At 72.4% G+C, this 25,349-nt stretch carries 27 protein-coding genes; 18 read left to right on the plus strand and 9 right to left on the minus strand.

Going from position 1 to position 25,349, the window contains the following annotated elements; translation table 11 throughout:
* The first annotated feature begins 441 nt into the window (after positions 1–441).
* The 8 genes from AC3CHW_RS23470 (at position 442) to AC3CHW_RS23505 (ending at position 7,468) form a co-directional block, all read left to right on the plus strand.
* Positions 442–930: an iron chaperone gene (locus tag AC3CHW_RS23470; protein WP_488467757.1), complete on the plus strand. Its 489-nt coding sequence runs from the start codon at positions 442–444 to the stop codon at positions 928–930.
* A 329-nt stretch (positions 931–1,259) separates the two neighbouring features.
* A complete protein-coding gene (locus tag AC3CHW_RS23475) occupies positions 1,260–1,748 on the plus strand; it encodes an ATP-binding protein (RefSeq protein WP_488467758.1) in 489 nt (162 codons plus the stop codon).
* A 293-nt stretch (positions 1,749–2,041) separates the two neighbouring features.
* On the plus strand, positions 2,042–2,170 hold the full coding sequence (locus AC3CHW_RS23480) for an LPFR motif small protein (RefSeq protein WP_277322124.1): 129 nt from the start codon (positions 2,042–2,044) through the stop codon (positions 2,168–2,170).
* A 280-nt stretch (positions 2,171–2,450) separates the two neighbouring features.
* Complete coding sequence (locus AC3CHW_RS23485) at positions 2,451–3,758, plus strand: ATP-grasp domain-containing protein (protein WP_488467759.1); 1,308 nt, start codon at positions 2,451–2,453, stop codon at positions 3,756–3,758.
* Between the two features lie 63 nt (positions 3,759–3,821).
* Positions 3,822–5,966 carry a CocE/NonD family hydrolase gene (locus tag AC3CHW_RS23490; RefSeq protein ID WP_488467760.1) on the plus strand — a complete coding sequence of 715 codons (2,145 nt, stop codon included), beginning with the start codon at positions 3,822–3,824 and terminating at the stop codon, positions 5,964–5,966.
* A gap of 271 nt (positions 5,967–6,237) precedes the next feature.
* Positions 6,238–6,657 carry a phage holin family protein gene (locus AC3CHW_RS23495; protein WP_488467761.1) on the plus strand — a complete coding sequence of 140 codons (420 nt, stop codon included), beginning with the start codon at positions 6,238–6,240 and terminating at the stop codon, positions 6,655–6,657.
* Entirely contained in the window at positions 6,654–7,205 is a 552-nt protein-coding gene (locus tag AC3CHW_RS23500; protein ID WP_488467762.1) for a DUF3618 domain-containing protein, read from the plus strand. Before AC3CHW_RS23495 ends, AC3CHW_RS23500 begins: the two co-directional genes overlap by 4 nt.
* Entirely contained in the window at positions 7,202–7,468 is a 267-nt protein-coding gene (locus tag AC3CHW_RS23505; RefSeq protein WP_398607394.1) for a DUF4235 domain-containing protein, read from the plus strand. Before AC3CHW_RS23500 ends, AC3CHW_RS23505 begins: the two co-directional genes overlap by 4 nt.
* Before the next feature lie 227 nt (positions 7,469–7,695).
* Here the strand turns inward: AC3CHW_RS23505 and AC3CHW_RS23510 are convergent, their stop codons facing one another.
* A complete protein-coding gene (locus AC3CHW_RS23510; protein WP_488467763.1) occupies positions 7,696–8,037 on the minus strand; it encodes a hypothetical protein in 342 nt (113 codons plus the stop codon).
* Between the two features lie 355 nt (positions 8,038–8,392).
* Between AC3CHW_RS23510 and AC3CHW_RS23515 the strand changes: the two genes are divergently transcribed.
* The gene (locus AC3CHW_RS23515) at positions 8,393–9,562 is read left to right on the plus strand and encodes a methyltransferase domain-containing protein (RefSeq protein WP_488467764.1); all 1,170 of its coding nucleotides are present in this window, start codon (positions 8,393–8,395) and stop codon (positions 9,560–9,562) included.
* A 79-nt stretch (positions 9,563–9,641) separates the two neighbouring features.
* Here AC3CHW_RS23515 and AC3CHW_RS23520 read toward each other — a convergent pair whose 3' ends face one another.
* Both AC3CHW_RS23520 and AC3CHW_RS23525 read right to left on the minus strand, forming a co-directional pair.
* Positions 9,642–10,094 (minus strand): hypothetical protein, encoded by a 453-nt coding sequence (locus tag AC3CHW_RS23520; RefSeq protein ID WP_398607387.1) that lies wholly within the window; start codon positions 10,092–10,094, stop codon positions 9,642–9,644.
* Positions 10,095–10,241: 147 nt separating this feature from the next.
* A complete protein-coding gene (locus AC3CHW_RS23525) occupies positions 10,242–10,460 on the minus strand; it encodes a DUF397 domain-containing protein (RefSeq protein WP_398607386.1) in 219 nt (72 codons plus the stop codon).
* Positions 10,461–10,604: 144 nt separating this feature from the next.
* Here AC3CHW_RS23525 and AC3CHW_RS23530 point away from each other — a divergent pair, with 144 nt between their 5' ends.
* The 7 genes from AC3CHW_RS23530 (at position 10,605) to AC3CHW_RS23560 (ending at position 17,927) form a co-directional block, all read left to right on the plus strand.
* The gene (locus AC3CHW_RS23530; protein ID WP_398607385.1) at positions 10,605–11,789 is read left to right on the plus strand and encodes a helix-turn-helix domain-containing protein; all 1,185 of its coding nucleotides are present in this window, start codon (positions 10,605–10,607) and stop codon (positions 11,787–11,789) included.
* Between the two features lie 114 nt (positions 11,790–11,903).
* Complete coding sequence (locus tag AC3CHW_RS23535; protein ID WP_488467765.1) at positions 11,904–12,092, plus strand: hypothetical protein; 189 nt, start codon at positions 11,904–11,906, stop codon at positions 12,090–12,092.
* Positions 12,085–12,468 carry a hypothetical protein gene (locus AC3CHW_RS23540; RefSeq protein WP_488467766.1) on the plus strand — a complete coding sequence of 128 codons (384 nt, stop codon included), beginning with the start codon at positions 12,085–12,087 and terminating at the stop codon, positions 12,466–12,468. Before AC3CHW_RS23535 ends, AC3CHW_RS23540 begins: the two co-directional genes overlap by 8 nt.
* Entirely contained in the window at positions 12,465–12,929 is a 465-nt protein-coding gene (locus AC3CHW_RS23545) for an NUDIX hydrolase (protein ID WP_488467767.1), read from the plus strand. The genes AC3CHW_RS23540 and AC3CHW_RS23545 overlap by 4 nt, the downstream gene beginning before the upstream one ends.
* A 371-nt stretch (positions 12,930–13,300) precedes the next feature.
* The gene (locus AC3CHW_RS23550) at positions 13,301–13,714 is read left to right on the plus strand and encodes a cupredoxin domain-containing protein (protein WP_398607381.1); all 414 of its coding nucleotides are present in this window, start codon (positions 13,301–13,303) and stop codon (positions 13,712–13,714) included.
* A 213-nt stretch (positions 13,715–13,927) separates the two neighbouring features.
* Positions 13,928–14,452, plus strand: a complete 525-nt coding sequence (locus AC3CHW_RS23555; protein ID WP_398607380.1) for a hypothetical protein — start codon at positions 13,928–13,930, stop codon at positions 14,450–14,452.
* Positions 14,453–15,704: 1,252 nt separating this feature from the next.
* Positions 15,705–17,927 (plus strand): FUSC family protein, encoded by a 2,223-nt coding sequence (locus tag AC3CHW_RS23560; RefSeq protein WP_488467768.1) that lies wholly within the window; start codon positions 15,705–15,707, stop codon positions 17,925–17,927.
* Positions 17,928–17,985: 58 nt separating this feature from the next.
* On the opposite strand, the gene AC3CHW_RS23565 is transcribed toward AC3CHW_RS23560, so the two are convergent.
* Together AC3CHW_RS23565 and AC3CHW_RS23570 are read right to left on the minus strand one after the other, a co-directional pair.
* Positions 17,986–18,492, minus strand: a complete 507-nt coding sequence (locus tag AC3CHW_RS23565; RefSeq protein WP_488467769.1) for a GNAT family N-acetyltransferase — start codon at positions 18,490–18,492, stop codon at positions 17,986–17,988.
* Positions 18,489–18,641, minus strand: a complete 153-nt coding sequence (locus AC3CHW_RS23570; RefSeq protein WP_488467770.1) for a hypothetical protein — start codon at positions 18,639–18,641, stop codon at positions 18,489–18,491. Before AC3CHW_RS23570 ends, AC3CHW_RS23565 begins: the two co-directional genes overlap by 4 nt.
* Positions 18,642–18,715: 74 nt before the next feature.
* Between AC3CHW_RS23570 and AC3CHW_RS23575 the strand changes: the two genes are divergently transcribed.
* On the plus strand, positions 18,716–19,924 hold the full coding sequence (locus AC3CHW_RS23575; protein WP_488467771.1) for a hypothetical protein: 1,209 nt from the start codon (positions 18,716–18,718) through the stop codon (positions 19,922–19,924).
* Between the two features lie 182 nt (positions 19,925–20,106).
* Here the strand turns inward: AC3CHW_RS23575 and AC3CHW_RS23580 are convergent, their stop codons facing one another.
* From AC3CHW_RS23580 to AC3CHW_RS23590, 3 genes are read right to left on the minus strand one after another with little or no spacing between them, the layout of a single operon-like run.
* Positions 20,107–20,865 (minus strand): succinate dehydrogenase/fumarate reductase iron-sulfur subunit, encoded by a 759-nt coding sequence (locus AC3CHW_RS23580; RefSeq protein WP_398607376.1) that lies wholly within the window; start codon positions 20,863–20,865, stop codon positions 20,107–20,109.
* Positions 20,862–22,913 carry a fumarate reductase/succinate dehydrogenase flavoprotein subunit gene (locus tag AC3CHW_RS23585; RefSeq protein ID WP_488467772.1) on the minus strand — a complete coding sequence of 684 codons (2,052 nt, stop codon included), beginning with the start codon at positions 22,911–22,913 and terminating at the stop codon, positions 20,862–20,864. Before AC3CHW_RS23585 ends, AC3CHW_RS23580 begins: the two co-directional genes overlap by 4 nt.
* A 2-nt stretch (positions 22,914–22,915) precedes the next feature.
* Complete coding sequence (locus AC3CHW_RS23590; protein ID WP_187063649.1) at positions 22,916–23,620, minus strand: succinate dehydrogenase cytochrome b subunit; 705 nt, start codon at positions 23,618–23,620, stop codon at positions 22,916–22,918.
* Positions 23,621–23,704: 84 nt separating this feature from the next.
* Between AC3CHW_RS23590 and AC3CHW_RS23595 the strand changes: the two genes are divergently transcribed.
* Positions 23,705–24,637 carry a LysR family transcriptional regulator gene (locus AC3CHW_RS23595; RefSeq protein ID WP_187063650.1) on the plus strand — a complete coding sequence of 311 codons (933 nt, stop codon included), beginning with the start codon at positions 23,705–23,707 and terminating at the stop codon, positions 24,635–24,637.
* A 111-nt stretch (positions 24,638–24,748) separates the two neighbouring features.
* Here the strand turns inward: AC3CHW_RS23595 and AC3CHW_RS23600 are convergent, their stop codons facing one another.
* On the minus strand, positions 24,749–25,177 hold the full coding sequence (locus tag AC3CHW_RS23600; protein ID WP_488467773.1) for a GNAT family N-acetyltransferase: 429 nt from the start codon (positions 25,175–25,177) through the stop codon (positions 24,749–24,751).
* Between the last annotated feature and the right edge of the window lie 172 nt (positions 25,178–25,349).

The raw sequence follows: 25,349 nt of genomic DNA on the forward strand, positions 1-25,349 counted from the left end.
TCAGAACCACGATCAGCCCTGACCACGCGCGGCGTAACCGGCGCACGCTGACCAGGGGTCTCTGTCTGCCGGGTGGTATCCGCGAATGGCTCGTTGTCACTGTTCCTCCTGGAACTGTGGGCAGACACGCGTCCCGCCGGGCCCGGGAGTATCAGCGCGGGACCGACGGGTCGCGTAGGGGCGGGTCGGCCGTGTGTCCCGGCTGACTCTGCGGGGAGCCTACGAGGAGGAAAGAGGGCTTTTCCCGCTTTGGGAAGGCAGGTAGTTGCAGGCTTTTCGCGGTTGAAGTCGGTAACGGCGGGGTGCCGCGCCGCTGCCTGGCGGGTGTGCGCGTCGTACGCGCTGGTCAGCGCCGGCCCGTTGTCAGTGGGCCGGGTTAGGGTCCGGTCTCAGAGCGCGTACGACCCGGCCGTCCGCACGGCCCGCACGAAGGAGCCCGCCATGAGCGAAGCCGACAACCCCTCCCACAACACCTCCCACAACACCGCCGACGACGCCGCGCACGAGGGCTTCACGCCCGAGGAGCGGGCCGCGATGAAGGAGCACGCGCAGGAGTTGAAGAAGGCGTCGCGGCGCAGGTCGCGGGCGGAGAAGGAGGCGGAGGCGGCGGCGGACGTGGTCGCGAAGATCGCCGAGATGCCGGACGCGGACCGCGTCCTGGCCGAGCGCGTGCACGCCATCGTCACGGCCAACGCCCCCACCCTGGCCCCCAAGCTCTGGTACGGGATGCCCGCGTACGCCCTCGACGGCAAGGTCGTCTGCTTCTTCCAGAGCGCGAGCAAGTTCAAGACCCGGTACGCGACCCTCGGCTTCAGCGACGTGGCCGCGCTGGACGAGGGCGCGATGTGGCCGGCCGCCTACGCACTGACCGAGGTGAACGCCGAGGTGGAGGCGCGGATCGCGGAGCTGGTGCGGCGGGCGGTGAGCTGAGCCGCGACACGGAGGGGCGAGGCAGGCGAGGCGGGCGGCCCTGGCGGGCGAGGGCCGGTCCCGTGGTGGGCCCGGGCCGGGTGGGGCGGGGCGTGGCGGGGTGAGACGGGGTGGGCGCGCGCGACGGTGGGCGCGCCCGTGGCGCCCGTGGGGGGAGTGCGGGAGAAACGCCCGCCTCTGGGGCATGATGCGCCAACCGTCGCCCATGAACCGAATGCGGGTGTTCTGCGTCCGGACATGCACCGCTGCGCACCACCGCCCGGGCACGAGGACGCCGGAGGGCAACGCACGGCGTAGCGGCAGGTAGCTCACCACGGAGGGGAAAGCTCATGTCCGCCGATGCCCCAGTCGCCCCCACAGTCTCCCGCACCCCGACCGCCGCTCCGACGACACCGGCCATAGCCGACCCGCTGGGCACCTGGCGGTACACCCTGTACCTGCCACACAGCCCGCTCGCCCCGAGCGTGGCCCGCGCCACGGTCCGCACCGTGCTCCGCGTCCACGGCCCGATCAGCCTCACCGACCGCGCTGAGCTGCTGGTTTCCGAGCTGGTCAGCAACGCCTTCCGGTACGCCCGTGGCCCGGCCTCGCTCCGGCTGGCCTGGCGGGCCGGCGTGCTGCGGCTCAGCGTGCGCGATACCAGCCCGGAACTCCCCGCCCCGCCGAGAACGGGCCCGTGGGACCTGGGCCAGGAGGGCGGCCGGGGCTTGCGCATGGTCGGCGAGTACGCCGACAACTGGAGTTCGTACCGGCTCGCGGGGCGCGGTCGGCAGGCGCGTGGAAGCGGCAAGGTCGTGTGGTGTGAGCTGATCGCCTAGCCGTCGCGCGGGCGTGGGCGGGGTTCGAGGCGGCGTGACCGCGCACGGGCGGGCGCCCCCTCGGCCCCGGCCGCCGTCGCGGGCGGTCGTTTCGGCGCACGCCGTCCGCCCCGCCGGCCCGTGCCGTGCTGGCCTTCCCCAGGGCCGATGAGGTCACGACGCGTTTGCGTGGCCGCTTACGGGACACCCTCACTCTCACTCCGGCATACATCCACGTACCGCCCCCACCCGGGGGCGGCCTCGCCGGGAGAAGCCGAGCTCAGAGACCTGTGAGTCCTGGGAGAGGAGCCATCATGCTCAAGGCCATCGCTGACGTACTGCGCTCGATCGGCGGCGCCATCGCCACCGTCGTCACCCTGCCCTTCCGCGCCATCGCCCGCCTCTTCGGCGGCGCGTCCGACAGCGCGCACGGGCGTCACTGACGCCACCCGCCCTCCGCACCCGGCGCGCTCCCGTCACCCGCCGCCCGCCACCCGCAGCCGAGCGCCCCACCCCGCACGCACCTCGGGGCCCGCGCAAACCATGACGCCCCTCACGCCACCACCAGCGTCGATCGGACATCGAGCGGGCCCGGCCGGGTACCCGGTCCCGACGCCGGCCTTACGGACACGCCGAGGAGGCGGAACGCATGCGGAAGACCGGAAGAACGAGGAAGGCGGGCGCGGGAGCGTACGCCGACAACGCCGACGACAGGGAGCAGTGGTGAGCGATAAGAACATCGTCGTGATCGGGGCGGACGAGGCCAACCTGCGGGTGCTACGGAACATGCCGGGCGCTGACGACCTCACGTTCCACGGCCTGTTCGAGCCGGATGAACTCCAGGGCGGCGAGGTGGACATGGCCAGCCTGGTGCAGAAGGCGATCGGCGCCATCGACGCCATCGACGGGGGCGTGGACGCGATCGTCGGCTACTGGGACTTCCCCGTCAGCGCGCTGGTGCCCCTCCTGAACGAGCACTACGGCACCCGTGGCACCAGCCTGGAGTCCATCGCCAAGTGCGAGCACAAGTACTGGAGCCGACTGGAACAGCGCAAGGCCATCGACGAGTACCCGGGCTTCGGCCAGGTCGACCTGGCGGCGGAGCGCCCCCAGCCCCCGGCGGACATGAGCTTCCCGATGTGGGTCAAGCCCGCGGTGGCGTACTCGTCCGAGTTGGCGTTCGGCGTGGCCGACGAGCGGGAGTTCCAGGACGCGGTCGCGCGCGTACGCGAGGGCATAGGCCGCGTCGGACGCCCCTTCGACTACGTCCTGGACCGACTCGACCTGCCGCCCGAGATGATCGGCACCGGCGGCCAGGTGTGCCTGGCCGAGGAGTCGCTGAACGGCATCCAGGTCGCCGTGGAGGGTTACGTACACGACGGCCTGGTCACCGTCTACGGCGTACTCGACTCGATCGACTACCCGGACAGCCCCAGCTTCCTGCGCCACCAGTACCCCTCGACGCTGCCCGAGCCGGTGCTCGTCCGACTGCGGGACGCGTCCGCGCGCGTGATGCGGCAGATCGGCTTCGACAACGCGACGTTCAGCATCGAGTACTTCTACGACCCGAAGGCCGACGCGATCAACCTGCTGGAGATCAACCCCCGGCACTCGCAGTCGCACGCGTTGCTGTTCCAGTACGTGGACGGCATGCCCAACCACCACTGCATGGTCCGCCTCGCGCTGGGCGAGGACCCGGCCCTGCCGTACCGCGAGGGCCGGTACCGGATGGCGGCCAAGTGGTACTACCGCTGGTTCGCCGACGCCGAGGTGCGCGCGGCGCCCAGCCAGGCCGACATCGAGCACATCGAACGCGAGGTGCCCGGCGTGAGCATCTCCCTGGTCCCCACCCGGGGCGAGAACCTCTCCGACGCCCGCGAGCAGGACAACTACAGCTACGAGGTGGCCCACATCGTCACCGGCGGGGACAGCGAGGAGGAGCTGCGTCAGAAGTACGACCGCTGCGTCGCTGCCCTGAACCAGCGGTTCGAGGTCACACCCCCCGAGGGCCCGGCCGAGCCGGGCCGCTGAGCGCCCCGCCAGCCGGACCGCCCGCGAGGCGACGCGGGCGCGAGGAAGGAGCGATCCCCACCCATGCGACACGTGAGCGACCTGCCGTACGCGACGAAGGAGGAGCAGCACCTCACTATCCGCATGTCCGACGGCGTGCGCCTGTCGGCACATGTCTGGCGACCCGTCTCCTCCGAGGACGAGCCGGTCCCGGCGATCCTGGAGTACATCCCGTACCGCAAGCGCGACCTGACCTCCGTACGCGACTCCATCCACCACCCCTACCTGGCCGGTCACGGCTACGCCTGCGTCCGCGTCGACCTGCGGGGTACCGGGGACTCGGAGGGCGTACTGCGGGACGAGTACCTGGAGCGGGAGCAGGCCGACGCCGAGGAGGTGCTGGCCTGGCTGGCCGAGCAACCCTGGTGTGACGGCACGACCGGGATGATGGGCCTGTCCTGGGGCGCCTTCGCCGCGCTCCAGGTCGCCGCCCGCCAACCACCGAGCCTGCGGGCCATCGTCATCGCGTCCTTCACGGACGACCGGTACGCCGACGACATGCACTACATGGGTGGCGCGCTGCTCTCCGACAACCTCGCCGAGGCGGGCACCATGTTCGCCTACGCCACCTGCCCGCCCGACCCGGCCGTCGTCGGGGAGCGCTGGCGCGAGATGTGGCACGAGCGCCTGGAGAACACCGAACCGTGGGTCCTGGAGTGGCTGCGCCACCAGCGCCGGGACGCCTACTGGCGGCGCGCGTCGGTCTGCGAGGACTACCAGGCCGTGCGCTGCCCCGTGCTCGCCTCCAGCGGCTGGGCCGACGGCTACTCCAACGCCGTCACCCGGCTGCTCGCCAACCTGGACGTGCCCCGCAAGGGCCTGATCGGGCCCTGGTCGCACAAGTTCCCGCACCTGGGCGAGCCGGGGCCGGCCATCGGCTACCTCCAGGAGGTCGTGCGCTGGTGGGACCGCTGGCTCAAGGGCATCGAGAACGGGGTGATGGACGGGCCCATGCTGCGCACCTGGATGCAGGACACCGTGCCCCCCTCCACCTCGTACGCGGAGCGCCCCGGCCGCTGGGTCGCCGAGCCGAGCTGGCCCTCGCCGCACATCCGCCAGGTCACCCACCCCCTCACCCGGCACCGCGTCGGCTCCCCCGAGGAGGCCCCCGACGGCACCGGCCGGCCCGGCGCGGCCGGCTCGGCGCCGGGGCCCGCCGCCGACGCCAGCGTGAGCGCGGACGCCGAGGCCAGCCCCCCGGTGGCGGCGGACGACGCGGACCGGCACGGGGAGCCGGGCGAGGCGATGACGGTGCGCTCGCCGTTGTCCGTGGGCCAGTTCGCCGGAAAGTGGGCCTCGTACAACGCGCCCCCCGACCTGCCGTACGACCAGCGCGAGGAGGACGGCGGTTCGCTGGTCTTCGACACCGACCAGCTCACCGAGCGCGTGGAGATCCTCGGCTCGCCCACCGTGGAACTCGACCTCGCCGTCTCGGAGCCGGTCGCCCAGGTCGCCGCCCGGATCTCCGACGTGGCGCCGGACGGCAGCGCGACGCGGGTGACGTACGGCATCCTCAACATCGGCCGCGGCGACGGCACCGCGGACCCGACCCCGTTGGAGCCCGGGCGCCGCTACCGCGCGGTCATCCAACTCAACGGCGTCGCCCAGGCGTTCCCGCCCGGCCACCGCATCCGCCTCTCCCTGTCCACCTCGTACTGGCCGCTGGCCTGGCCGCCCCCGCGCCCCGTGCTGCTGAGCGTGTACGAGGGGACGAGCAGCCTGACGCTGCCGGTGCGCCCGGCGGACCGGGACGAGGAGCCGGCGCGGCCGTTCGGGGAGCCGGAGGGAGCGCCGCCGCTGCGCACCACCCGGCTCAGCCCGGTCGAGGAGCGCTGGGACGTCAGGCGTGACCTGGTCGACTACCAGGCCGAGTTGGAGATCGTGAAGGACCGGGGCCTGGTGCGCTTCGACGACATTGGCCTGGACGTGGGCAGCCGCGCCTACGAGCGCTACACGTCCGTCGCCGACGACTTCACCTCACCCAGCGGCGAGTCGGCCTGGACCATGCGGTTCCGACGCGACGACTGGGACGTCCGCGTGGAGACCCGCACCGTGTTGCGCTGCGACGAGCACGCGTTCCAGGTCGACGCCACGCTGGACGGATACGAGGGCGACCGGCGGGTCTTCTCCCGCAGTTGGAACGAGACGGTGCCCCGCGACGGCCTGTGACCCACCCGGGGCGGCTGCCCGACCGCGCGCGGCCTCGGCACCGCCCGCCGCCCCACCCCACGCGGGCCGCCGTGCGAACCGTACGGCGACACATGTCACCCGCGCGTCGTAAGACGGCCCGACGTGGGTACCCGAAGCACCTACCGACAGCCGCACACCCAGCACACCCAGGGAGAGACGCCACATGGCCGCCGCCAAGGGGTACCCGTCGAGCACGACGACCGCCCCCAAGCCGCCGCCCGGAACGCCGAGGAAGGATGGGCGTACGCCGATGACCACAGCCGACTCCCCGCGCCCGCACGACCGCACCACGGAACCCGTGGGCGAGTTGGTCCAGCGGGCCTCCCAGCAGTTGTCCCAACTGGTACGTGACGAGATGCGCCTGGCACAGGCGGAGATGGCCCAGAAGGGCAAGCACTTCGGCAAGGGCGGCGGCCTGTTCGGCGGCGCCGGCCTGGTGGGCGTCCTCGCCCTACAGGCACTGACCGCCACCGCGATCGCCGCCCTGGCCCTCGTGCTCGACGTGTGGGCCGCCGCGCTGATCGTCACTGTCGTGCTGGCCGGTGTGGCCGCGCTCCTCGCGGCCCTCGGCAAGCGGCAGATCAGCCAGGCGGCCCCGCCCGCGCCGGAACAGACGGTGGACAGCGTCAAGGCCGACGTGGCCGAAATCAAGGAGAGGGCACACCGATGACCAAGAGCAAGCCGCAGACGAACGAGTCCAGTTCCACCACCGAGTCCACGAAGACCACCGGCGAGTCCACCAGCGAGTCCAACGCCGAGTCCAACGCCGAGTCCAACGCCAAGCCCACCACCAAGGAGTTGCGCGCCAAGGCCGAGGAGACGCGCCAGGAACTGGGCGAGACGGTCCAGTCCCTCGCCGAGAAGGCCGACGTCAAGGCCCGCGCGCAGGAGAAGGCCATGGCCGCCAGGCAGCAGCTCGACGAGAAGACCGCGCAGGCCAGGACCCAGTTGCAGGACAAGGCGACGCACGCCGCCCACCTGGTGCGGGAGAAGACGCCGGAGCCCGTACGCGCCAAGGCGGTCGCCGCCTCCGAGCAGATCCGCGACAAGGCCACCCAGGTCGGCCAGCTCGCGCGGGACAAGGCGCCCGAGCCGGTGCTGGAGAAGGCCACCCAGGGCGTCAACCTGGCCCGGGCCAACCGCACCCCGCTGTTCGCGGTGACCGGCGTGCTGGTCGTCACGCTGCTCGTCGCCCGCCGGATCCGGCGGTCTCGATGAAGCCGGTCGCACTCGCCTACAAGCCCCTGGGCTTCGCCCTGGGCGCTGCCAGCGGCGTCCTCGCCGGCATGGTGTTCGACCAGGTCTGGAAGCGGCTCGGGCACGAGGACGACGCGCCTGACGCCACCGACGAGCACCGCGCCTGGGGCGAGGTGCTGGCGGCGGCCGTCGTGCGCGGCGCGATCTTCGCCGGCGTCAAGACCGCCGTGGACCGGGCCGGGGCCATCGCCACCCGCCGCCTGACCGGCACCTGGCCCGACTGACCTCCCACCTCGTCCCCTGGACACCTGGCCGGCGTGACCGGCCACCCGCCGGCACCCGGGCCCGCCCTCATCGAGGGCGGGCCCGCCGTGCGTTCGGGGTGGTGCGGGGGCTCGGGTGGCGCGGGTGGCGCGGGGGCGGGTGACGGCCAGCCGCTGGGCGCGGCGCCCCTGTGGCCGTGCTGAAGGAGCTGCGCGTGCGAGCCGGGTCGCGTGGCGCGCTGACGCGGTCAGACGGCTGGACGAGGGCCGGCGCTGGTGACGGTGCCGGTCCACGTGTCCGGTTGATCTGAGGCACGCCAACTGACCTCCAGATGCCTGCGCGTGAGTTCTTCCGCCTTCCGGTGGCAGGCAGCCTGCGCGTTACCGGGCTCGAACGCGGGCGCGGCCACGGGCTCGCGGAGAGCGCCGTCGGCGACGCCCGACGGCTCGGCGAAGTAGATCGCGTACCGCCACCCGTCGAGGGTCCGGTAGAGCACGAGGGCCGTCGGGGTTCCGACGGTGCGCCAGTACGGTCGCCGCTTGCCCGCCACGTCGGGCACGGTACGGGGTGTGGTCGGGGCCATCCGCACGCCCCGACTTCTGGCCCGCTGCCGCGGCGGGTCACCCATACGGGTGGCGAGGTCGGCGCTCTGCTAGCGGCTTCGCTGCATACCGAGCAGGGTTTCTCGTCTATCGACGGTACCGAGTGAACAGTCGCCTGTTGCCAGAGCACCCACGGAAGACGGGCGCCATTCGGCATCGTCACGTCACTCCACACGCTGAGGGTTTCCTGATGCGAGCACAGTTCCGTATGGCCGTCGATGGCGGCGGCCAGCACGGCGGTAACGAGGAAGAGGGCGACGGCCACCCCGGGCAGCCCTGGACGCCGCCAGCGCCGCCGCCCCCAGACGGTGAGATGCCACCCGGTGACGGGACCCACCGCAAGTGAAGGCTGATCGCGAAGGGGGTCGCGTCAACGACGAGTTGGCGTGGCCCCTCGCCTCAGTAGGGGAACTCGACCCCGAGTGGGTGGACTCGTTCGCGGCCGTGCCGCGCGCGCTGTTCCTTCCGGACCTCATCTGGGCCCACGACATGCCGACCGGTCGTAGCGTCCCCGTCTCCCGCGATGTCGACCCCGTCGGATGGCAGCGGGCGGCGGAGGCGAATGTTCCCATCGTCACCCAGTGGGACGACGGCCAGCACGCGGGGACCAGCCCGGGGACCGTGCCGACCAGTTCCGCCAGCATGCCGTCGGTGGTGGCCGGCATGCTGCGTGACCTGGACGTACGCGAGGGCATGCGGGTACTCGAAGTCGGCACGGGAACGGGGTGGAACGCGGGGTTGCTCGCCCACCGCTTGGGCGGCGGCCGGGTGGTCAGCGTCGAGATCGACGCGGCGGTGACCGAGCGGGCTCGCAAGGCACTGGCGCGTGCCGGGCTCGACCCCGAGGTTGTTCACGGGGACGGCGCGCGGGGTTGGCCGAAGGGGGCGCCCTACGACCGCGTGATCGTCACCGCCGGCGTACGAACGGTCCCGCCGGGCTGGCTGGAACAGGCGCGGCCGGGCGGGGTCATCCTCACCCCCTGGGGCACCCACTACAGCGACCAGGACGCTCTGCTCCGGCTGACCGTACGAGAGGACGGCAGAGCGGCGGGTCCTTTCCTGCGCATGGTCGAGTTCATGAAGTTGCGCAGCCAGCGACTGGACTGGAACCGGTTCAGGGACCACGTTCCGCAGTTCCCGGGCGACGCCGACGTGTCACGTACGCGGCTCACGCTGGCGGAGTTGGGAGACCGCTACGACACCGTGCGGTTCGTCATGGGCCTGCGCGTTCCCGACTGCGCCCACGTGGTCAACCAACCGGACGCGGGGACCGCGAAGGCGTGGTTCTTCGACTTGCTGAGCCGCTCGTGGGCCGCGGTCGTGTTTCGCAGTGGTGAACCGGAGGCCACGGTCTACCAGTCGGGCCCGCGCCGCCTGTGGGACGAGGTGGAGTCGGCGCACCGCTGGTGGACGACCTGCGGCAGCCCGGACCTCACACGTTTTGGCCTCACGGTCACGCGGGACGGGCAGCGGGCGTGGCTGGACGACCCTGGCAACTCCTGGCCGGTGTGAGGCGTGAGCCCACGCATGAGGCGCCCCGAGTCAGCCAGGCTGTGGCTGTCGGGGCGCCCTCTCCGGAGTGCCGCCGTGGTCAGACGTCCACGGTGTTGAGGTGCTCTTGGAGGACGGCGGCGATCTCCTCCACTGAGCCTTGCGCGGGCAGAGGGTCAGGGCCGCGCCCGACATCCACGCCAAGGTCGCTGTAGAACTCGATGAGGTTGGAGGCTGGGACGAAGTTGTCGCGCAGCGAGACGGCGAGTACGGCCACCTCGCGGGCGGTAGTGTCCATGACCGACACCGCGCCGGAGTCGGCCCGCACCTGGGTAGCCAGACCGCGCAGCCAGGTGCCGTCCGGCAGTTGGATCTCGAAGGAAAGCCCGTTCGCGCTCCCCGGACCCAACTGCTCCTCTGGCTTTGTCCAGGCTCCGGGAAACTCGCGCTTCAGGTGAGCTGCCAGGGCATCCAGGTCGAAAGCCCAAGCCCTGGCGTCATCTGACGGCGGGGTGAACGCGAAGGTGGTGCGGCGGTCCGTCCAGGTGGTCATAGCGCTCCGACGGTACGTGGTGGCAGCGGGCGTGGCTGGGTGGGCCGGGGAACTTCTCGCCGGTGTGAGGCGTGAGCCCACGCATGAGGCGCCCCCAGTCAGCCAGGCTGTGGATGACTCGGGGCGCCTTGCGTACTGGCTGGCCGGTTAGCCGGCGAAGACGCCGGCCTTGACGGCGGTGATGAACGCGTTCCAGGCGGCTGGTTCGAAGGTGAGGGTTGGGCCGTGGGGGTCCTTGCTGTCGCGGACGGGGACGATCCCGGTCGTGGCCGCGTGCGCGGGGGCCCATTCGACACAGGCGTTCGCCTCGACGCCGCTGTACGTGGACTTGGTCCAACCGGTGAGTCCGGATGAGCTGGAGATCATTCTTCGCACTCCTTCACGTGGGTGCGTGCGCATACGCTGGGTCCAGGGTGCTTGGTCTGCGGGTCGGCCGCTAGCCCACCCGTGGCACGGCTGTTCGTCGGGACCGCGAGGTACCTTCGGAGTGTCCCCCGAAGGAGGAGCCCCGTGGTCCGACCGATTCTCAGAAGCACCGGCGCCCGCGTCGCCCACGAGCGAAAGACGCGTGGCCTGACGCAGCGTGCCCTCGCCGAGCTTTCCACGGTCTCGTACTCGACTCTGACGAAGATTGAGCAAGACCGCCTGCCCGCGAGCCCGTCCACGCTGGCCGCCTTGGCGCGGGCTCTGTCGGTCCCCGTGACGACGCTTACTGGCCAGCCCTACCTGGAAGAACTCCGCGCGGACCAACTCGATACCCTGATCCAACCGATCCGTGAGGCTCTTGACGGCTACGACATCGCCCCCGATCTGGAGGGCGCGCCCCGTCCACTGGCCGAGTTGAACGACCATTGCGAGCGGCTGTGCGCCCTCGTGCGTGCTGCCAACCTGAAGCAGGTGGCGGCTGATCTGCCGGGCCTGCTGGCTGAGATGACGGCGACAGTGCACGCGACCCCGAGTGAGGCTGCCTGGCGGACGCTTGCCACCACCTATCGCACTGCGTACGACGTGGCCTCCAAACTCGGTTTCACCGATCTGGCGACGGTCGCCCTCGATCGACTCGACGGGGCGGCCCAACGGGCGTCGGATGCCTCCTTGGCCGGGGTGCGCCAGTACCTGCGGGCTCTCGCGTACGTGCGTGCCAGCGACTACGCGCGCGGCAAGCGGATTATTGGGCTCGGTTTCCAGATGGCTGAACAAACCGAGGATGGCCGGATGGGTGATGTGCTGTCAGGGCAACTCCACCTGGGCGCGGCCGTGTTGGCAGGTCGCGACAGTGACGGCGACGCGGCCGAGCATCATCTCGCCGAGGCGGAACGCATCGCCAAGCGCACCGGTCCGGCAGAGCGCGTGCACTGGCTGTCCTTCGGCCCGACCAATGTGCACGTCCACCGTGTCAGTGTGCTAGCCGACTTGGATCGCTACCCCGAAGCGGTACGCGCCGGGCAGACCGTCGTGTTTCCCGAAGACTGGGCTGCCTCTCGCCGGGCCCACCACCACACCGACATGGCTCGTGCTCAACTGCGAACCGGGCGCCTGGACGCGGCCTTCAAGAGCCTGGTCGAGGCGCGCAAACTCGCTCCGCAGCAGACTCGCTACCACCCGACGGTGCGCGAGACGTATGCCGGCATCGAGTCGTCCAAGCGGCGTATGACGAATTCCTTTCACAACTACGGAACTTGGCTGGGCTGGTAGCCACAAATCGTGATGCTCGGGCCGGAACTATCACGTAGTCACTGGTAGTTCCGGCTACTGCTCGTATGCACGCTGAGCCGCAGGGTGAAAGCGAGCCACGAAAAGGACGAGCAGATGTCAACCATGACCATCAAGGTCTACCGCCAACGCCCCGGCGAAGAGCCGGTTCCGCTCGCCACGCCGACGACCATCCGCGTGGACCCCGAGGCCATGACGCAAGGCGAGTGGGAGGCGCGGTTCTGCTCCACCGCCTGGGGGCCCTGCCGTTGCCCGCGTCATCGTGAGGTGGCGGCCGATGGGTGAGGTCGATCCGCGAGCCCGGGTGCTGACCGGGCAGCACACCGTACGGACCGTCTCCGGTGCCGTGCTGCGGTTCTTCCTCGCCGACGCGCTGCCGCTCGATCCCGCTGCGGCGCGGTGGAAGCCTGTCGCGGACGTCGAGTTCCAACTCGCGTATGAGGCATCGCTGTTCGCGAGGGAGCCGAACGGCACCGCCGCGCTCCGTCCCAACACCCAGCGCGTGCAACTCGCGCTCGACGCGCTCGCCGGGCCCGGCAGTTTCTTCTGGTCGGACGGGGGTGCCGAGGCCGGTGTGATGACCACCAACGGTAAGACGCCCGACGCGTGCGGGCTCGTGCCCGCCGCCCTGCCCGCGCACGCCTCGGGAGGTGCCTCGTGAGCACGCACCACGTACGCGTCACCCTGCTGGTGTGGAAGCCGGCCAACGCCGACGCGCCCGGCGACGTGGCGGCCGGCTGGCCGCAGGTGCTCCAGGTGCGGGACGGGGCGGGCCCGTGGCAGGCGCCGAGCGTCGTACTGCGGGGCGGGGAGTTGGTGATGGGCGCGGCCGAGCGGGTGGCGCACGCCCTCGGCCTCACGCTGCCGAACGTGCACCGGGTGCTCGCCGTCGACCAGCGGCCCGTCGCGCGCGGGCGGCCCGGTGAAGTGGTGCTGGTCGTGGACGGGGGATGGGTGGCGGGCGAGGACGCGGAGGTGACCGGCGGCGGCGCCGACTCCTGCGCACACGCCGGGCGACACCGGCGGCGCTGGGCCTCCGCCGACGCGCTGGCCGACGACCGGGAACTGGTGGTCGCCCTCGGCGCGGCCGTGGCCAAGCTCCCGCCGTTCGTCTTGGGCTAGGCGGAGGGTGGGGAGAGTGTGGCGGTGACGCGTTCCGGGCGCCCCGGGCGGGCAGGGCACTTAGAGCGCCGCGCCGCCACCCCGTATGCGCCCCGTACGCCGCGCGCACCAGCCCCGTACGACAGTCCGGTGCTGCCCACGTGGCGGACCCGGCTGCCTCGTGCAGAGGGAGTGGGTGGCCCGTGCGGCGATCCCGTGCACCCCGTTGGCGCGAACCTCCGGGCGCGGCGGTGTGGGACAGGGGGGCTCGTCCGGGTGACGGCCCGTGCTGGCGGTCTCGTGCGTGGCGTTAGGGGAGTGCCACCGACGCCCGCGCGGGTTCGGTACCGGCGCGGAGGTCGGCCCCAGTGGACCGAACGAAAGGCACTCCCATGAATCGCCCCGCCGCTCCCCACCTCAGCCTCTACCGTCTCTTCGCCGCCCTGGTGGCGGCGCTCTCACTCGGCGTGCTCCTGCCGGGCCCGGCGACGGCCGTGGCCGGCGTACCCGCCGCGCCCGGCGCAACCGCTGTGCCCGGCGCGGCCGAGCGTCCCGCCGCCGAGTTGATCGTGATCATCGAGGACAACCGGTTCGTGCCGCAGACCGTCACCGTCAGACCCGGCGACACGGTGCGCTGGACCAACAACGACCGCTTCGACCACACCGTCACCTCCGACGGCCCCGGCTGGGACAGCGGGGTCCTCACCCCGGGCCAGAGCTTCCGGCGGGTGTTCCCGGCGCGCGGGATGTTCCGCTACCACGACCGCCTCAACCCGTCGATCACCGGCGTCGTCGTCGTTCGGTAGGCCCGACTGGCACACCGCTGCCCGGCCCGGCCTGGCGCTCGCTGAGCCGGGCAGCGGTGTGATCGGGCGCCGTCACCGAGTGGGGGGTGGAGGTGTGGTCCGGCTCACAAACCGCCCAGCGAACCGTGCAACCTTTCCGGCGACTTTCGTGTCTCTCCTAGTAACGCCACATAGGCGGCTAATCGCCATAAAACAGACACGGGAGTGATCGACATGTCGCACACCTCGCACACCGCACACGGCCCGCGTACATCGCGTACCTCTCGCCGCACCAAGCGTCCCGCGCTGCTCGCCGCCACCTGCGTGACCGCCGTCGGGCTCGGGCTCGGCCTCGCCGCCGCAGTGCCCGTGGCGGCGGCCGGGCAGCCGGGCGCCGGCTCCGGGTCTGGGTCAACCGGCCGCCAGTACGACGCCAAGGAGGTGCGCCACTTCCTCAAGGGGTTCTACGGCAACCACGGCCCGAGCGCCTGGGAGCGGGAGCACCTGGTGACCGAGGAGCTGAAGGAGAAGGTCGCCCAGACGCCGGACTACGACCTGCTGCTCTGCGCCCAGAACGTCCCCAAGGCCATCGACATCGGGCCCGTCACCACCGCCCAGTCGGCGGGCGTGGGGTGGGCGCCGGTGACGACGCACTGGGGTAAGGGGCAGGACGCCCAGGTCTTCACGGCGTACGTCGGGCTCGACGCCAGCAAGCCGATGAAACTGATGGACATCAGTTGCGAGGCCCCCAACGGGTGATCGCCTGCGGCGCGCTTCGGGCGGGTGGCTCGCTCTGTGGTGGGCCACCTGCCCGTGGGGGGGGCATCCCCGCGCGCGGGGACCAGCCCTCGTCGCCGAGGAGCGCGCACACCGCGTAGGGACCATCCCCGCGCGCGCGGGGACCAGCAGATCCGCATCCAGCTCGGCGTGGTCTTGTTGGGGCCACCCTCGCGCGCGGGGACCAGTCGGCCATCGTGGCGACGGCGTGTGCCTCGCGGGGGCCATTCTCCGCGCGCGCGGGGACCAGGGGCACGCAGTCGGTATCCCCGACCACGAGGCCGGGCCCATCCCCGCGCGCGGGGACCAGGTGGTGACGTGGGCGCGGTGGCTGCGCAGCCGGGGACCATCCCCGCGCGCGCGGGGACCAGACCTCGTACGGACCGGGACAGACCTCGTGCAGGGGACCACCCCCGCGCGCGCGGGGACGCAGGAGCCGGAGATCGTGACACTGCTGCACGCCGCGGGACCATCCCCGCGCGCGCGGGGACCAGACCCTCGCCGCCTACCACCGTCACCTGCGCCGGGGACCATCCCCGCGCGCGCGGGGACCAGGACACCGCCCCACGCCTCATGTCGCCGTGGCCGGGACCATCCCCGCGCGCGGGGACCAGCGCAGCCCCGCCAATCACAGAGGGGGCTGTTGTGGGACCATCCCCGCGCGCGCGGGGACCAGCACAACGAGACCTGCGAGGGCCACGCCGCCACGGGACCATCCCCGCGCGCGCGGGGACCAGGACATCTGACCGGCGTCGCCGCGCGCGGTGTTGGGACCATCCCCGCGCGCGCGGGGACCAGAGCGATTGACCTGCGGGTTTAGCGCGGGCACACCCGCTTTTCTGCAACTTCTCGTGATCGCGACATAACGCACATCCCGCGCCTCCCCCTCAACACGCCAAGTCGCCGGGCGCCCGGCGGCCAGCCCCCACCGTAGCGACCACCACGCACGCCCCGCACCACACGCGGTTGCCCGTCCCACCCGCGTACTCCGCGACTCGCGGTCACCGCGCGGACAGCGGCCCCACGCACGGGGGCGCGACGCGTGTAACCCTCCGCCCGCTCACCCCCGCCCGGCACGAGCCGCTCGAGGGCTGGCGTCGTTCGGCCTCGCCCGGCCCGGCCCGGCCTGGCCCGGCGACCCGACCCGCACAGGCCGTGATCCCGGCTGGCCCGCCGCCCAGGCGCCCCGTGGGCCCCAACACGTTTGCCGTGATCAGCGCCGTATTCTCGCCGTATGACCTGGTTGCGCGCCCTCAAGGAGACTGCCCGCACCGGACTGACCATCGAACGCACCAGACTTGAGCCGCTGGTGGCGCTGCGAGGCGCGTGTGGGGTCGCCATCGTCATCGGGCTGATCCTGTGGCTGGGGTCGCCGCCGTTGGCGGTGGCCTCCGCGTTCGGGGCGTTCGCCTCCGGCATCGCCACCTTCCAACGCAGTTGGCGGCCCCGCCCGGTGCTCGCGCTCGCCGCGGCGGGTGGCCTCGCGGTCAGCACCTTCCTCGGGTACGTGGCCGCCGCGCACCCGCTCGCCTTCGTCCTCCTGCTCGGCGCGTGGTCGCTGCTGGCCGGCATGGCCTGGGCCGTGGGGCCGGTCTCGGGCCTGGTGGCCACCCAGATGGTGGCCGTCATGCTGGTCACGGTCACGCTGCCGACCTCGGTGCTCGGCGCGGTGCACCACGCCGCGCTCATCGCCTTCGGCGGCCTCGTCCAGGCCGCGCTCATCGTGCTCGTACCGATCCGACCGTGGGGCGCGCAGCGCGACGCGCTGGCCGACGCGTTCGCCGCCGAGGCCGACTTCGCGCGCCGGCTGCGCGAGGACCCGGTGGCGCCGTTCGACCCGCAACCCCTGATGGACGCCCGGCACGCCGCGTCCATGACGCCGCGCCAGGCCCGGCGCAGGCCGCGCCAGCTCCGTGGCTACCGGGCGCTGGCCGAGCGGATTCGCCCCGTACTCGCCTCGCTCGCCGACCCGGTGGTGGGCGCCCCGGCCACCGGGCCCGAACGCGAGCGGGTGCGCGACCTGCTCCAGGCCGCGGGCACGGTGCTGGACGCGGTAGCGCACGCGATCCGCTGGGGCAAACCGGTGCGGCTGCCCGTCGAGGCGATGGCGGTCCTTGAGGTGCCGGCGTCGGGGCCCATGCTGCACGGTGCGGCCCGCCGCTCCGCGCTGCGGCTGATGGCGCTCCTCGCGGAGGTGGTGGAGTCGGCCGACGAGCCGCTGGAGACCGTCGCGCCGGCCCACCCCACGCCACCCCCCGCCGCGTCCGCGGCAGAGAGTCCGACGGAGGGTACGACCGCCGCCGGGCCGGCCGACCAGGAGGCCGACCGGCCCGGCGAGCCAACCGGCGGCCAGCCGGTCGCCCAGGTCGCCCCCGCCCGACACACGCTGCTGCGGCCCACCGTGCCGCGCCTGGTGCCCCTCGCGCTGCGCGCGCTCCACCGCGAACTGCGCTGGGGATCGCCGGTGCTGCGGCACGCCATGCGGCTGGCGGTCGTCGCCTGCGCCGGCTACCTGCTCGGCTCGCTGCTACCGCTCGGCCACGGCTACTGGGCGCCCATGGCGTCGGTGATGGTGATGCGGCCCGACTTCGAGCAGACGTACGCGCGCGGCGTCGCCCGGTTCACCGGCACGCTGGTCGGGGTGGCGCTCGGCGGCGCGGTGATGGCGCTGGCCCGCCCCGACGAGTGGGTGAGCGCGGGCCTCGCGGTGGTGTGCGTGGGGCTGATGTACCTGCTGATGCGCACCGGCTTCACCGTCGCCTCGGCGTGCATCAGCGCGTACGTCGTCTTCCTGCTGGGCATCGCGGGGGAGGGCTGGTCCCAGACGGTGCAGGACCGGGTGGGGCTCACGCTGCTCGGCGGGTTGCTGGCGATGGCCGCGTACGCGCTGTTCCCGGCCTGGGAGACGCCGAAGCTACGGGATCGGCTCGCGGACTGGCTCCAGGCCAACGGCCGGTACGCGGTGGCCGTCTTCGGCGGCCACGCCCACCCGCTGGAACGCCGGCCCCGGCACGTACGCGACGCCCTCCTCGACGCCCGCGCGGCCCGGCTGGCCTGGGAACAGAGCGAGGCCCGCGCGCAGGCGGAGCCCGTACGCCACCGAGGCATCTCGCGCCGCTCGGCGGGCGCCGCCCAGACGGCGCTGTCCACGATGGGGCGGGTCACCATGCTCCTGGAGGCCCACCCGCCCGACCGGAGCGCGCCCGCCTCGCCCGCGGCCGAGGAGTTCGCGGCGGCGCTCCGGGTCGCGCTGCCGGACGCCGCCGACGCGGTCCGCGCGCGGCAGCCGCTGGACTGGACGGCGGTGCACGCCGCGCTGGACGCCTGGCGGACCCGCGAGGGCACCGACGCGCTCCCGGTGCGGTGTGCCGAACTGCTGGTGGACGCCCTCGACGAACTCGCCGGCGCCCTCTCCCGTGGCCCGGGCGGCAAGAACCGGGCCCGGCGACGGGTGTGAGCGCCGACCCGTCAGGTCCGCCCCCTTCGAGGTGCGGCCCCTTCGAGGTGCGGCCCCGTCAGGCGCCGGGCCCCGTGCCGGCGCGCGGTCCCACCCGCGTGCTGCGGTAGAAGAGTTCGGGGTCTCCGTCGTCAAGGCCGTACAGCAGGCCGGCCGGCAGCCAGCCGGCGCCGCGCAGCAGGAGTTGCATGGGGTGGTTGGAGGCGTTGGTCGAGGTGAACAGCTTCTCCGTCGCGCACGCGGCTTCGACGGCCGCGAGGAGACGCGCTCCCACGCCGCGTCGGCGGGCGCCGGGGGCGACCATCAGCATCGTGACGAAGCCCTGCTCGAAGAAGCCGTACTCCAGCACGGCGTAACCCAGCGGCCCGGAAGCGTCCCGCGCCACCAGCACCGTCTCCTCGGCACACCAGCGCCGGACGCTGTCCCGCCGTGCGGCGTCACCCGCCACCGCGACGGAGTCGATGTCGGCCAACGCGACCCAGTCGGACGGACCCGCCCGCCCCACCCAGAGCCCGTCGGGGTGCCGGACACCCGGGTTGTCGTCGTTCCGGTTCGCTGCGTTCATGGGCGCAGCGTGGCAGGCCAGTGCGGTGGGAGCTTCTTCTTTTTACGGTTTTTACGGGTTTTACGGGGCGGCGTCCGCTCCGTGGTGCCGGAGGCGAAGCGGTTCAGCGCCTCGCCCTTGAGGCAGGTCGGCGGCGGTGCGCGGAGCACTGAGATCGGTTCCAAACCCGCACCGGCCGCGTGGTAGGCATGTAGCTCACAACGGCGTGGCGGGGGGCCTGGTCATGGATGGTGCGTACGTAGTCGCTCAGCTCGACGGCGTGGTCCTGGCGGACCCGCGCGAGCGGGACCGGGTCTGTGTGGAGGTGGCGGCGGCCCTGCTCGCCGACGACACGGAACCGCCCTTCGACGTCGGGACGGCGGACTTCGCCGCGGACCCCTTCCTCATCTGCGCGGACCGCTACTGGTGGCAGCGTTTCCTGCGGCGCCCGTCGATCCGGACGGCCGCCGCGTGCGCCCGCTGGCTCGCCGCCCACGTACCACCGGAGCACCAGGCGGTGGTCGGGCAGCGCTGGGCGCTCGGGAACGCGTTCGTGACCAGGGACGACGTGGAGGACGTGAGCGACCTGGCGGGCGCCGCCCTCGCCGATGTCATCGGGTCGGATGACCGGGCGGCGGACACGGCGTTCTTCGTCGCCCTCTACCACGCGGGAAAGCTCCGCGCGAACTTCTGGCACGACGCCCTGCTCACCTTCCTGGAGTCCTCCGCTCTGGCCCAGGCCGTCGGGCCCCACCGGGCGCAGCCGGTCTACGTGGCGCTGCGCGCGTTCGGGGCGCTCGGCAGCAGGGCCATCACCGCCGAGCACGCCGTCGGCCTGTTGGAGCAGGCGTGGGGCCACGTGGACCGGTCTCGCCAGGTCGTCGACGTGTGCCTGAACGGCCTGGCGGTGGCGCCGCCGTTCGACGGGCAGGGCGAACTGCTGCGCGACCGTGCGGCGGCGGCCGTGCGGGCGTACCCGGACGACCACATGTTCCACTTCCGGCTCGCCCAGGGGCAGCACATGTGCGCCGCGCACGAAGCTGCACTCGCCAGCGTGGACACGGCGCTGAGGTTGTTGCCCGCCACGGGGGTGCGAGTGAGCCACAACCTGCTCCAGGAGCAGTACATGACCAAGCGGGACGCCATTCAGGAGGCGTGGCTCCGGGCCCGCCAGGACGACCGGCAGCGGCGGCGTTGGGAGCGTCAGGAGGAGGCGAACGCGGAGTTGGCGCGCACGGTGCGGGCGTCCTCGGTCCGGTCGATCGAGTTGCTGGCCGTCTTCACCGCGGCCATCGCCTTCGCCGTCGGGTCGCTCCAGGTGACGCTCACCGGCAGCCTGTCGCTGGGGGACCGGCTGTGGCTGTTGGGCGGGCAGGGGGCCGTGCTGGCCGCGTTCGCGTTGCTCGTCGTCGGCGGCACCTGGTGGATCAACCGGCGGGCCCACCACGAGTAGGCGGCGCCTTCGGGCGCCACCCGCACACGGAAACAGCCCGGGGTCAGTACCCATGACCCCGGGCCGCGTGGGGGCCCGTGCCTCGCCCGCAGGGGCCGCCCACGTTCTCCGGTTGCCGCGACGGTGGCGGCGGGGGTGGTTCGGTCGTACGGGGCCGGGGGCCGGCCCGGCCGCTCGGCCCGTCAGCCGGTGCGGCGTTTGCCGCCCTTGACCGTGGCGCGCAGGTACTCGCGGTTCATCGCGGCGATCGTCGGCAGCGGGATGCCCTTCGGGCAGGCCGTGGCGCACTCGCCGGTGTTGGTGCAGCCGCCGAAGCCCTCCGCGTCCATCGTGCCGACCATGTCGAGCACCCGGCTCTCGCGCTCCGGGGCGCCCTGCGGCAGGACGTTGAGGTGGACCACCTTCGCCGAGGTGAACAGCATCGCCGAGCCGTTCGGGCAGGCCGCCACGCACGCGCCGCAGCCGATGCACTCGGCGTTCTCGAAGGCGAGGTCGGCGGCGGCCTTGGGGACCGGCGTGGCGTGCGCGTCGGGGGCGCTGCCGGTGGGGGCCGAGATGAAGCCGCCGGAGCCGATGATCCGGTCGAACGCGGAGCGGTCCACCACCAGGTCCTTGACGACCGGGAACGCCGAGGCCCGCCAGGGCTCGATGTCGATGGTGTCGCCGTCGTCGAAGTGCCGCATGTGCAACTGGCAGGTGGTGGTGCGCTCCGGGCCGTGCGCCTGGCCGTTGATGACCATGCCGCACGCGCCGCAGATGCCCTCGCGGCAGTCGTGGTCGAAGGCGACCGGCTCGTCACCGCCGAGGATCAGCTCCTCGTTGAGGTGGTCGAGCATCTCGAGGAACGACATGTCCTCGCTGATGCCGTCCACCTCGTAGGTGGTCATGGCTCCCGGCTCGTCGGGGCCTGTCTGGCGCCAGATGCGCAGGGTGAGCCTCATGCGTAACTCCGCTGGGTGGGGTGGACGTACTCGAATTCCAGGGCCTCGCGGTGCAGCACGGGGGCGTTGCCCGTGCCGGTGAACTCCCAGGCGGCGGCGTACGCGTACGACTCGTCGAGCCGCTTGGCCTCGCCGCCCTCGGTCTGGCTCTCCTCGCGGAAGTGGCCGCCGCAGGACTCCTTGCGGTGCAGGGCGTCCAGGCACATCAGCTCGGCCAGCTCCAGGTAGTCCGCGATGCGGTTGGCCTTCTCCAGCGACTGGTTCAGCTCCTCGCCGGAGCCCGGCACCTTGATCCGGCGCCAGAACTCCTCGCGCAGCGAGGGGATGCGCTCAAGGGCCTTGCGCAGGCCGGTCTCGGTGCGGGCCATGCCGCACTCGTCCCAGAGCAGTTCGCCCAGTTCCCGGTGGAAGGAGTCGGGGGTGCGGTCGCCGTTGTTGGACAGCAGCGCGTACAGCCGGTCGGTGACGGTGGTGACCGCCTCGTGCACGGCCGGGTGGTCGTGGTCGACCTCGTCGTGCGGGTGCCGGGCCAGGTAGTCGTTGATGGTGGCCGGCAGCACGAAGTACCCGTCGGCCAGGCCCTGCATGAGCGCGGAGGCGCCGAGCCGGTTGGCGCCGTGGTCGGAGAAGTTGGCCTCGCCGATCGCGAACAGGCCCGGCACGGTGGTCTGTAGGTCGTAGTCCACCCACAGGCCGCCCATCGTGTAGTGGATGGCCGGGTAGATGCGCATCGGCACCTCGTACGGGTTCTCCGCGGTGATGCGCTCGTACATCTCGAAGAGGTTGCCGTACTTCTCCTCCACCGCCTTGCGGCCCATCCGGGCGATCGCGTCGGCGAAGTCGAGGTAGACGCCCTGCCCGCCGGGGCCGACGCCACGGCCCTCGTCGCAGACGTTCTTCGCGGCGCGCGAGGCGATGTCGCGGGGGACCAGGTTGCCGAAGGCCGGGTAGATCCGCTCCAGGTAGTAGTCCCGCTCGTCCTCGGGGATCTGCGCCGGCGGACGGGTGTCGCCCTTGGCCTTGGGCACCCAGATCCGCCCGTCGTTGCGCAGCGACTCGCTCATCAGCGTCAGCTTCGACTGGTGGTCGCCCGAGCGCGGGATGCAGGTCGGGTGGATCTGCGTGAAGCAGGGGTTGGCGAAGTACGCGCCCCGCCGGTGGGCCCGCCAGATCGCGGTGGCGTTGGAGTTCTTCGCGTTGGTCGACAGGTAGAAGACGTTGCCGTAGCCGCCGGAGGCCAGCACCACCGCGTCCGCCAGGTACGTGGAGACCTTGCCGGTGATCAGGTCGCGGGCCACGATGCCACGGGCCCGGCCGTCGATGACGATCAGGTCGAGCATCTCGGTGCGCGGGTGCATCTCGACGTGACCGGCGGCGATCTCCTTCGACAGCGCCTGGTAGGCGCCGAGGAGGAGTTGCTGTCCCGTCTGGCCACGGGCGTAGAACGTACGGGAGACCTGCACGCCGCCGAACGAGCGGGTGTCGAGCAGCCCGCCGTACTCGCGGGCGAACGGCACGCCCTGCGCCACGCACTGGTCGATGATCTCCACCGAGACCTCGGCGAGCCGGTGCACGTTGGACTCGCGGGCGCGGAAGTCGCCGCCCTTGACGGTGTCGTAGAAGAGCCGGCGCACCGAGTCACCGTCGTTGCGGTAGTTCTTGGCGGCGTTGATGCCACCCTGCGCGGCGATGGAGTGGGCGCGGCGCGGCGAGTCCTGGTAGCAGAACTGCACGACGTTGTAGCCCTGTTCGGCCAGCGTCGCGCCGGCCGCGCCGCCGGCGAGGCCGGTGCCGACCACGATGACGGTGTACTTGCGCCGGTTGGCCGGGTTGACCAGCTTGGCCTCGAAGCGACGGTTCTTCCAGCGCTCCTCGATCGGGCCCTTGGGCGCCTTGGTGTCCACCAGCGGCACGCCCACGCCGTACGCGGTGTAGTCGCCGCCGGGGGCCCGCTCGCCGGAGGTGGCGGAGTCGGCGGTGGAGTCGGTGGCGGGGGAGTCGGCGGTGGGGTCGGTCTCGGGCCGCGTCGTAGCGGTCGTGTCAGTCATGATCAGTCCACCAATCCGAGCATCACGCTCACCGGGATGGAGATGAAGCCGCAGGTCAGCACCAGCGCCAGGCCGTTCGACGCGATCTTGAGGGCCCGGGTGCGGCGGGCGCTGGCCACGCCGAGGGTCTGCGCGGCGCTCCACAGCCCGTGCCGGACGTGCAGCCCGACGGCGAGCATCGCGGTGATGTAGATCGTGTTGCCGTACCACGTGCTGAAGGAGGCCACGAGGTTCTCGTACGGGTGGCCCTCCTCGGCCCGCTCGTTCACGGTCAGCGTCGTGAGGTCGAGGATGTGCCAGATGATGAACAGGGTGAGGATGATCCCGCCCCACCGCATGGTGCGGGTCGCGTAGGACTGCTCCTTGCGCTGGTGCGCGTACTTCTGCGGGCGCGCGGCCAGGTCGCGGCGGCTGAGCTGGTACGCGGTGATGCCGTGCAGGATCACGGCGGCCAGCAGCACCGGCCGTACGAGCCACAGGAACCAGCCGTGGTGCAGGATCGGCTCGCCGATGGTGCGCAGCCAGTGCGCGTAGCCGTTGAAGTCGTCGGCACCGAAGAAGACCTTGAGGTTGCCGATGAGGTGCGAGACGAGGTAGCCGAGCATGATCAGGCCCGAGACGGCCATGATCGTCTTCTTGCCGACGGTCGACCGCCATACGGAGCCGATGAGGGAAGGGGGACGGGGCGTCCGGGTCGCCAGTGCCATGACACACGACGCTAGAGACACCCCGTGCCATCAGTCCAAGACATGAAGGAGCTTGTTTCCATAGCGTCCGACTATCATCCGAGCATGCAGCTACAACAGCTTCGCTATTTCGCGGCCGTAGCCGATCTCCGGCACTTCACGCGGGCCGCCGAAGCGCTGCACGTGGCCCAGCCGTCCCTCTCGCAACAGATCCGGGCGCTGGAACGGGAACTGGGCGCCGACCTCTTCTACCGGGCCCGCGGCAACATCACCCTCACCGACGCCGGCGCCGCCCTGCTGCCGCTGGCCCGCCAGATCCTCGCCGACGCCGAGACCGCCCGCCGCGAGGTGCAGGAGGTGGCGCAACTGCGCCGTGGCCGGGTCCGCCTCGGCGCACCGCCCAGCCTGTGCGCGAGCCTGGTCCCCGACGTGCTGCGCCGCTTCCACGACGAGTTCCCCGGCGTGGACCTGCTCGTGGACGAGGACGGCTCGCAGGACCTGGTGCGCACGCTCGGCGCCGGCGAACTGGACCTCGCACTGATCATCAGCCCGCAACCCAGCCAGGGCCCGGCCCTGGCCACCACCGAGCTGCTGCACGAGGAACTGGTCGTCGTCTCCTCGCCCAGCTCGCTGCCGCCGGCCGGCGCCCGCCCCCGGATACGGGTCGCGGACCTGCGCGGCAAGCCCCTCGCGATGTTCCGGCGCGGCTACGACCTGCGCGAGTTCACGATGGCCGCCTGCCGCGCGGCCGGCTTCGAGCCCACCCTGACGGTGGAGGGCGGCGAGATGGACGCCGTACTCGGCTTCGTCCGCGCGGGCCTGGGCATCGCCGTCGTGCCCGGCATGGTGGCGGCCCGCTCCGGCCTGCGCGTCACGCCCTTCGCCGGCGCGACCATGACCCGCACCGTCGCGGTCGCCCACCGCAAGGACGTGGCCCCACCCCGCGCGGCCCGCGAGCTGCGCCGGGTGCTCCTGGAGTACCTGCGGACGGCCGACCTGGGTGACGCGGCCATGCTGGCGGGCGACCGGGCGCGGTGAGGGGCGGCCGGGGGTGGTGAGGGGGCGGTGTTGGCTACGGGGCGTCGGCTGTGCGGCTCAGACCGTGGGGCTCTGACCGCGCGGTGGGGGGCGAGGTCAGGGTGGCCGGGGTCAGGGGCGGGCCAGTGGCTTCACCCAGCGTCGCCAGTGGTCCTCGCGGTGGTAGCCGGCGGCCCGCCAGGCGGGGTGGGCCCGCTCGTTCGCCTCCAGCACCATGGCGTCGGCGCGCCGGCCGCCCAGCTCCACGAACCGTCGCTCGGCCGCCGCGAGCAGGGCGGTCGCGATGCCGCGCCGCCGGTGGGTCGGGAGGACGGCCAGCCGGTAGAGGCTGCACCGCCACCCGTCGAAGCCGGCGATGACGGTCCCCACCAGCAGGCCCCCGGACTCGGCCAGCAGCAGCGCCCCCGGGTCACGGGCCACGAGCCCGCGCACCCCCGCCTCGTCATCGCTGACGCTCGTGCCCTCGGCCGCCGTCCGCCAGAAGGCCAGCACGGCGGCGGCGTCGGACGGCTCGGCGGTACGGATCTCCAGATCGCTCATGATCACAAGCGAAGCATTCGGCGCCCGAGTCCGGCCACGGTGTTTCGCCCCTCGAAACCCTGCGGACGCGGCGGGGCGCGTAGCCGGCGCGCGAACCGGCCGCACGACCGCGCGGGCACGCCACCGCACAGGCACGCCACCGCACGGGCACGCCACCGCACAGGCACCTGTC

The sequence above is a fragment of the Streptomyces sp. MGP-BFMKR1 genome (genome assembly GCF_057766585.1).

Excerpts from the sequence above, each read along its gene's own strand:
- AC3CHW_RS23470 (WP_488467757.1), top strand. The coding sequence starts at position 442 with ATGAGCGAAGCCGACAACCCCTCCCACAACACCTCCCACAACACCGCC.
- AC3CHW_RS23475 (WP_488467758.1), top strand. The coding sequence starts at position 1,260 with ATGTCCGCCGATGCCCCAGTCGCCCCCACAGTCTCCCGCACCCCGACC.
- AC3CHW_RS23480 (WP_277322124.1), top strand. The coding sequence starts at position 2,042 with ATGCTCAAGGCCATCGCTGACGTACTGCGCTCGATCGGCGGCGCCATC.
- AC3CHW_RS23490 (WP_488467760.1), top strand. The coding sequence starts at position 3,822 with ATGCGACACGTGAGCGACCTGCCGTACGCGACGAAGGAGGAGCAGCAC.
- AC3CHW_RS23495 (WP_488467761.1), top strand. The coding sequence starts at position 6,238 with ATGACCACAGCCGACTCCCCGCGCCCGCACGACCGCACCACGGAACCC.
- AC3CHW_RS23500 (WP_488467762.1), top strand. The coding sequence starts at position 6,654 with ATGACCAAGAGCAAGCCGCAGACGAACGAGTCCAGTTCCACCACCGAG.
- AC3CHW_RS23505 (WP_398607394.1), top strand. The coding sequence starts at position 7,202 with ATGAAGCCGGTCGCACTCGCCTACAAGCCCCTGGGCTTCGCCCTGGGC.
- AC3CHW_RS23520 (WP_398607387.1), bottom strand. The coding sequence starts at position 10,094 with ATGACCACCTGGACGGACCGCCGCACCACCTTCGCGTTCACCCCGCCG.
- AC3CHW_RS23525 (WP_398607386.1), bottom strand. The coding sequence starts at position 10,460 with ATGATCTCCAGCTCATCCGGACTCACCGGTTGGACCAAGTCCACGTAC.
- AC3CHW_RS23535 (WP_488467765.1), top strand. The coding sequence starts at position 11,904 with ATGTCAACCATGACCATCAAGGTCTACCGCCAACGCCCCGGCGAAGAG.
- AC3CHW_RS23540 (WP_488467766.1), top strand. The coding sequence starts at position 12,085 with ATGGGTGAGGTCGATCCGCGAGCCCGGGTGCTGACCGGGCAGCACACC.
- AC3CHW_RS23550 (WP_398607381.1), top strand. The coding sequence starts at position 13,301 with ATGAATCGCCCCGCCGCTCCCCACCTCAGCCTCTACCGTCTCTTCGCC.
- AC3CHW_RS23555 (WP_398607380.1), top strand. The coding sequence starts at position 13,928 with ATGTCGCACACCTCGCACACCGCACACGGCCCGCGTACATCGCGTACC.
- AC3CHW_RS23560 (WP_488467768.1), top strand. The coding sequence starts at position 15,705 with ATGACCTGGTTGCGCGCCCTCAAGGAGACTGCCCGCACCGGACTGACC.
- AC3CHW_RS23565 (WP_488467769.1), bottom strand. The coding sequence starts at position 18,492 with ATGAACGCAGCGAACCGGAACGACGACAACCCGGGTGTCCGGCACCCC.
- AC3CHW_RS23575 (WP_488467771.1), top strand. The coding sequence starts at position 18,716 with ATGGATGGTGCGTACGTAGTCGCTCAGCTCGACGGCGTGGTCCTGGCG.
- AC3CHW_RS23580 (WP_398607376.1), bottom strand. The coding sequence starts at position 20,865 with ATGAGGCTCACCCTGCGCATCTGGCGCCAGACAGGCCCCGACGAGCCG.
- AC3CHW_RS23585 (WP_488467772.1), bottom strand. The coding sequence starts at position 22,913 with ATGACTGACACGACCGCTACGACGCGGCCCGAGACCGACCCCACCGCC.
- AC3CHW_RS23590 (WP_187063649.1), bottom strand. The coding sequence starts at position 23,620 with ATGGCACTGGCGACCCGGACGCCCCGTCCCCCTTCCCTCATCGGCTCC.
- AC3CHW_RS23595 (WP_187063650.1), top strand. The coding sequence starts at position 23,705 with ATGCAGCTACAACAGCTTCGCTATTTCGCGGCCGTAGCCGATCTCCGG.
- AC3CHW_RS23600 (WP_488467773.1), bottom strand. The coding sequence starts at position 25,177 with ATGAGCGATCTGGAGATCCGTACCGCCGAGCCGTCCGACGCCGCCGCC.